General features: G+C 36.4%; 6 protein-coding genes. 5 read left to right on the forward strand and 1 reads right to left on the reverse strand.

The features are described from left to right. Nucleotides 1-59 precede the first annotated feature (59 nt). The 5 genes from WFK35_RS19570 to WFK35_RS19590 all read left to right on the forward strand — a co-directional run bounded on the left by WFK35_RS19570 (nucleotide 60) and on the right by WFK35_RS19590 (nucleotide 5,485). Nucleotides 60-800, forward strand: a complete 741-nt coding sequence (locus WFK35_RS19570) for an acyltransferase (RefSeq protein ID WP_214589531.1) — start codon at nucleotides 60-62, stop codon at nucleotides 798-800. Further along, nucleotides 748-1,980: a glycosyltransferase gene (locus tag WFK35_RS19575; RefSeq protein ID WP_336734058.1), complete on the forward strand. Its 1,233-nt coding sequence runs from the start codon at nucleotides 748-750 to the stop codon at nucleotides 1,978-1,980. The genes WFK35_RS19570 and WFK35_RS19575 overlap by 53 nt, the downstream gene beginning before the upstream one ends. A 2-nt stretch (nucleotides 1,981-1,982) precedes the next feature. After that, on the forward strand, nucleotides 1,983-3,059 hold the full coding sequence (locus WFK35_RS19580) for a glycosyltransferase family 4 protein (protein WP_336734060.1): 1,077 nt from the start codon (nucleotides 1,983-1,985) through the stop codon (nucleotides 3,057-3,059). Between the two features lie 127 nt (nucleotides 3,060-3,186). Beyond that, on the forward strand, nucleotides 3,187-4,398 hold the full coding sequence (locus WFK35_RS19585) for a DUF1972 domain-containing protein (protein WP_336734062.1): 1,212 nt from the start codon (nucleotides 3,187-3,189) through the stop codon (nucleotides 4,396-4,398). 19 nt (nucleotides 4,399-4,417) lie between these two features. Beyond that, nucleotides 4,418-5,485 (forward strand): glycosyltransferase family 4 protein, encoded by a 1,068-nt coding sequence (locus WFK35_RS19590; protein WP_336734064.1) that lies wholly within the window; start codon nucleotides 4,418-4,420, stop codon nucleotides 5,483-5,485. Between the two features lie 133 nt (nucleotides 5,486-5,618). On the opposite strand, the gene WFK35_RS19595 is transcribed toward WFK35_RS19590, so the two are convergent. After that, nucleotides 5,619-6,029: a 5-fold beta-flower protein gene (locus WFK35_RS19595; protein WP_336734066.1), complete on the reverse strand. Its 411-nt coding sequence runs from the start codon at nucleotides 6,027-6,029 to the stop codon at nucleotides 5,619-5,621. Nucleotides 6,030-6,127: the final 98 nt, after the last annotated feature.

Raw genomic sequence — 6,127 nt, forward strand, 5'->3', positions numbered from 1 at the left:
GAAAACAATGATCTTGATGTGACATTAGGAACGATCATGAACACAATAATTGCACAGAGATGAAAAAGCTTGTCGTAAAAATTATAAAACTAAGAAGTCCCTACTTTACTATAGATGATGATTTGAACTCCGGAGCGGTTCTGCAGTTTATCTGGATCCAGCTCTGGAGCATCATCAGAGGTTTCAGGATGCTTCTCTCTTTCAGAAATCCCAAAGGAATGCTTCTGGGCAGAAGAGTAAGTTTCTTTAATGTTTCTAAAATAAAATGGGGAAAATTTCTGCGTCTGGGAAATGATGTCTACGTTTCTGCCCTGGCAAAACACGGAATTGAATTTGGAGACAATGTATCGATCGGAGCTTTCAGCAGAGTAATTGTTTCCACCTCTTTTAACAATATCGGAGAAAAAATTAAAATAGGAAACAATGTAGGGATCGGGGAATTTGCTTATCTTGGCGGTTCCGGAGGTCTGGAAATCGGAGATGAATGCATTGTAGGACAATATCTGAGCTGTCACCCCGAAAATCACAACTATGAAGATCCCGAAACTTCAATCCGGCTTCAGGGTGTCAACAGAAAAGGAATAAAGATTGGGAAAAACTGCTGGATCGGAAGTAAAGTTACCATTCTGGATGGTGTGGAAATCGGAGACGGATGTATTCTGGCTGCAGGAAGTGTGATTACCAAATCTTTTCCCGACAACAGCATTATCGGCGGAGTTCCCGCTAAACTTTTAAAAACAAGAACCCATGAAAACCAATCAGACGATACTCGCAACCTGCTACGCTATCAATCCGTATAAAGGATCGGAAGATGCGATGGGATGGAATTTTGTGTATCAGATCGCCAGATTTCGTAAAGTTTTTGTCGTAACAAGAGAAAACAATAAAACACATATTGAAAAATACATGAAGGAAAATCCAGATCCGTTATATCAGAACATGAATTTCCTTTATTTTGATCTTCCTTACTGGATGCGTTTCTGGAAAAAAGGAAGTCGTGGTGCGCTTCTGTACTATTATTTATGGCAACGGGGAATTGTTTCGTTTATAAAAAAACAGAAGGTGGATTTTGACATTGCCCACAATGTGAATTTTCATAACGACTGGACACCCAGTTTTTTATGGAAATTAAAAAAGCCGCTGGTTTGGGGACCTGTAGGACACCATCCTCTCATTCCTAAACAATATCTGAACGATTATTCCCAAAAATACTTCCTTAAAGACCGTTTAACATGGATGGTGAAAAACTTTTTCTGGAAACTTTCGCCTTCCCTGAAAAAAACCGTGAAGCATTCCAATCACATCTGGTGCATGAACAGCGGAGTTCCGGATAAACTTAAACTTAAAAAAGATCAGTATTCGCTCTATCCTTCTGTTGCTTCGGAAGATTTTTATCAAAAAGATGAAGTGGCGGTAAAATCAGATTTTGCCGTAATCAGCGTAGGAAGATTTGTTCCGTTGAAAGGTTTTGATCTTACGATTCGTTCATTCATTCAATTTATCAGTCGGCTTTCTGAAGAAGAAAAACCGAAATGCAAGTTAATTTTGGTGGGAACCGGCGAACAAAAGCAGTTTTACAAAGATTTAATTCAGCAAAATAACGCTGAAAATTATATTGAAATTATAGAATGGATCGACCGCAGAGAACTGATGAAAATGTATGAAAAAGCTTCGGTTTTTCTTTTTCCGTCTCATGAAGGAGCAGGAATGGTAGTTCCGGAAGCACTTTCTTTCGGACTTCCGGTTGTCTGCCTCCAAAATGAAGGCCCCGGAGAATTTATTACCGAAAAATGCGGTTTTACTGTTCCACAGCAGGAATATGATCAAACGGTAACGGAATTGAGCGATTCTTTGATAAAATTATTTTCAGACAAAGATATTCAGCAAAAAATGAGCATTGAAGCCAGAAAACATTACCTTGACCGATTTTCCTGGGAAAAAAGAGGCGATCATCTCAATACAATCTATAACCAAATCTAGCCATGAAAAGAATTGTATCTGTTCATCTTCTGAATGATTACAGCGGAAGCCCAAAAGTTCTGATGCAGCTTCTGAAATCCTGGACAAAAAACGGGATGGATGCGCATCTTTTTACTTCAGGCGGAAGAAAAGGATTTTTATCTGATATTCCGAAGGTTAAAAATCATCTGTTCTGGTATCGCTTTTCGTCCAACGCACTGGTAAGAATTGTTAATTTCTTGCTCAGTCAGTTTTTTCTGATGATTAAATTACTCTTTTTCCTGAAAAAAAGTGATCTGGTTTACATCAACACGGTTTTGCCTTTCGGGGCGGCAATTGCAGGAAAACTAAGAGGTTGTAAAATTATTTATCATATCCATGAAACTTCGGTAAAGCCGAAAATATTTAAAAATTTTCTTTTCGGAACGGCAAAAATGACTGCCGCTAAAATTGTTTTTGTTTCGGAATATCTTCTGAAACAGGAATCTTTAATTAAAAATCAGGAATTGTTATACAATGTTCTGGAAAGCGATTTTGCCGAGAAAGCAGACCGTTTCCGAAATGTGGAAAAAGAAATCCCAGTGGTTTTAATGATCTGTTCTTTAAAAGTTTACAAAGGTGTTAATGAATTTCTGGAATTAGCCAAAAAAAATCCTTCTTACATATTCAAACTTGTGGTGAATGCCACAGAAAAGGAAATTCAGGAATATTTCAAAGGAAAGGAAATTCCAAAACAGCTTATTATTTATCCTACCCAAACCGATACGCATCCTTTTTATCAGGAAGCCAGCGTAATTCTTAACCTGTCTCATCCCGATCTTTGGATAGAAACATTCGGACTTACGATTCTGGAAGGAATGCGTTATGGTTTACCCGCCATCGTTGCGCCTGTAGGAGGCGTTACAGAACTGGTTGAAGACAATAAAAACGGTTTTTTAATTGATTCTAAAAACACAAATGAACTTTCTGAAAAATTAAACTACATATTGAACAACCCATCTGTCTATCAATCTTTTAGTGAAGCATCTTACGAGAAAAGCCTTTTGTTTTCTGAAGCCTATTTCGAGAGAAAATCTCTCGAAATTATTTCCAATTTATAATCCATTTTCCAGATTATGGAAATTCAAAACATTTTATTTAAATTATAAATATTTAATTATCAGTTAATTAAATTATTTTTCATCATTTGGAATATTAATGGTCATTACATAATAAAATAAAACAATTATGAAAACCAAAGTGGCAATTATAGGAACTGTAGGTCTGCCTGCAAAATACGGAGGCTTCGAAACCTTAACTGCTCATCTTGTAGAAGAGCTTTCCGATATGTATGATTTTACTGTATACTGTTCTTCCAAAAAATACAGCAAAGAAGAGAGAATTAAAAGCTGGAAAGGAGCAAAACTGAAATACCTTCCGCTGGACGCAAACGGAATCCAGAGCATTCCTTATGATACATGGTCTATTTTTCATGCTTTATTCCGAAGTGATGTTCTTCTGATTTTAGGCGTTGCGGGAGCATGGCTTTTACCTTTAGTAAGATTATTCACCAATAAAAGAATTATAATTTCCATCGATGGTATCGAATGGAAAAGAGATAAATGGTCTGTTCCTGCAAAATTATATCTGTGGTGGGCAGAAAAACTGGCGGTAAAATTCTCTCATATTGATATTTCCGACAACGAATCGATTCAGGATTACACTTCTGTACGGTATAAAACGATAAGCCGTGTTATTGAATACGGAGCCGATCATACAAAAATAAATCATCTTCCATCTGCTGAGAATCTTGAAAAATATCCTTTCCTGAATGAAGAATATGCGGTAAAAGTATGCAGAATTGAACCTGAAAACCATGTGCATACAATTTTAAAAGTATTCAGCACGCTTCCGGACCGCAAATTGGTATTGGTAGGAAACTGGAAAAACAGTGAATACGGTAAAAATCTGAAAGAACAATACTCCGGATTTGAAAATATTCTCCTGCTCGATCCAATTTATGAACAGGAAACCATCGATCTTATCCGCGGAAATGCTTCACTTTACATTCACGGACATTCTGCGGGAGGAACCAATCCTTCGCTTGTGGAAGCCATGTTTTTAGGTCTGCCGATCATCAGCAACGGCGTTTCTTACAACAGAACCACAACCGAGAATCAGGCTTTTTATTTCTCCAATGAAAATGAACTCAGAAATATTCTGGAACAGCTAACCGGAAAGGATCTTGAGATTTGTGCCGGAACGATGAAAAAAATAGCGGAAAGAAGATATACCTGGAAAAGAATTGCAAAAAAATACAGTCAGCTTATAGAAGAAACCTTTACTATCAATGAGAAAACAAATGTAATGCCTGCCATCTCCGAACTGGACAAAGCTATTCTGGAAAAGTATAATGTAGAGCATCTTAAACACATTAAACTATTCAATAACACTAAATAAACTGCTAAAAACGAAGGCTATGAAAAACTTTGTAGAACTGTCTATATACGGAATTCTTGCATTCATCCTTTCGATGTGCGTCATTCCGCTCATGAGAATGATTGCCCAGAAAATTAAGCTTGTGGATATTCCTAATGCAAGAAAAGTGCACCAGACTGCTATTCCGCTGATCGGAGGACTTGTGATCGGGCTTGTTGTTTTTTTGCTTTTATGGATTTCTGATGACAAAAGCTGGAAAGATATTCTTCCGATCATCATTACGTCTTACATTATGCTTTTTGTAGGAACGCTGGATGATAAAACAGACATCAGAGCGATTTATAAACTGGGAATACAGATTTGTGTGAGTGTGATTATTGCAACTTCAGGAATCCGGATTACCACTCTTTACGGGCTTTTCGGAATCCATGAAATGAATGTCTATTTTCAGTATATTTTTACAGTACTAATCATTACAACGGCTGTAAATGCTTTTAATTTAATTGACGGAATTGATGGTTTGGCAGGAAGTGTTGCCGGAGTAGGTTTTGCTTTGTTTTTCGTTATTGCTTTAATTGAAGGACATTTCGGACTGGCAAGAATCGGGTTACTTTTCGTGGGGAGTATTGCCGCTTTTTTACGGTATAATTTCTCTCTGAAAAATAAAATTTTCTTAGGAAATTCAGGTTCTTTATTTTTAGGATATCTATTAATCTGCTTAGGAATTTATATTACGAAATTCGACAGAGGTTCAGAAGAGTTTCCTTATGGTATTTTCTTTATCCTTTTTGTATTTACGATTCCTGTGATTGATTCCGTGAGAGTGTATGCAGACAGAATTTCGCGGGGAAAATCGCCATTCAAGGCAGATAAATCGCACATCCATCATCATCTTTTAGAATTGGGACTGTCTCACAAAAGAATCACTTTAACTTTTGTAGTTCTGAATATTGTGACATTTATTGTTCAGTATATGTTTTTCCCGAACTACTCTATTTATACAACGCTTATTTCATTCTTTGTCTTTATTTTCATCTTTAAAATTATTAAAGTGCTGAATCTTTTCCTTACGTGGAAAAAGAACATTAAAGACATGGAAAATTCATAAAACCAAATTTTGATGTAAAAATTATTATTTCGCCCTTATTTGCCCTTAATAAAAATAATATTCCTGACAGTAATTGTCAGGAGTATTTTTTTATTGTCTGTTTAAACTGGTTTAAAGTCTGTTGAACCATTTATTAATTCAGCTTGAAAAAGAAAAATGCAACGGCTGCCCATTCTTTTTTAATTCCGCTTGCATAACCGATGGTGGAATGACTACCGTTTTCTACCGTTCCGTTATCTTTTATATAACCAATGGTTGAATGGCTGCTGTTTTCCACCGTTCCGTCCTTTTTTACGTAGCCTACGGTAGAACTGTTTTTGTTCTGTATACTACCGTCACTTTTAATATAACCGATTGTAGAATGACTGCTGTTTTCGATGGTTCCGCTTCCTGTAATATAACCTACTGTGGAATGACTGCTGTTTTCAATGGTTCCGTTGCTTTTGATGTATCCTGCTGTGCTGCGGCTTCCCGATTCTATGGTTTGTGCGCTTAAAAGTGATAAGTTAAACAAAACAGCACAAACGAATAGTGTTTTTTTCATGGTTTTTAAAATTTTTAAATTCTTCGAAATATAGGAAGTTTTTATTGAAAATGAAATACCACAGGAATTTCAGAAGAAAAAATGAAATTATATGCCCA

It is taken from the genome of Chryseobacterium sp. VD8 (assembly GCF_037149975.1).
Taxonomy (GTDB): domain Bacteria; phylum Bacteroidota; class Bacteroidia; order Flavobacteriales; family Weeksellaceae; genus Chryseobacterium; species Chryseobacterium indicum.

Excerpts from the sequence above, each read along its gene's own strand:
- WFK35_RS19570 (WP_214589531.1), top strand. The coding sequence starts at position 60 with ATGAAAAAGCTTGTCGTAAAAATTATAAAACTAAGAAGTCCCTACTTT.
- WFK35_RS19575 (WP_336734058.1), top strand. The coding sequence starts at position 748 with ATGAAAACCAATCAGACGATACTCGCAACCTGCTACGCTATCAATCCG.
- WFK35_RS19580 (WP_336734060.1), top strand. The coding sequence starts at position 1,983 with ATGAAAAGAATTGTATCTGTTCATCTTCTGAATGATTACAGCGGAAGC.
- WFK35_RS19585 (WP_336734062.1), top strand. The coding sequence starts at position 3,187 with ATGAAAACCAAAGTGGCAATTATAGGAACTGTAGGTCTGCCTGCAAAA.
- WFK35_RS19590 (WP_336734064.1), top strand. The coding sequence starts at position 4,418 with ATGAAAAACTTTGTAGAACTGTCTATATACGGAATTCTTGCATTCATC.
- WFK35_RS19595 (WP_336734066.1), bottom strand. The coding sequence starts at position 6,029 with ATGAAAAAAACACTATTCGTTTGTGCTGTTTTGTTTAACTTATCACTT.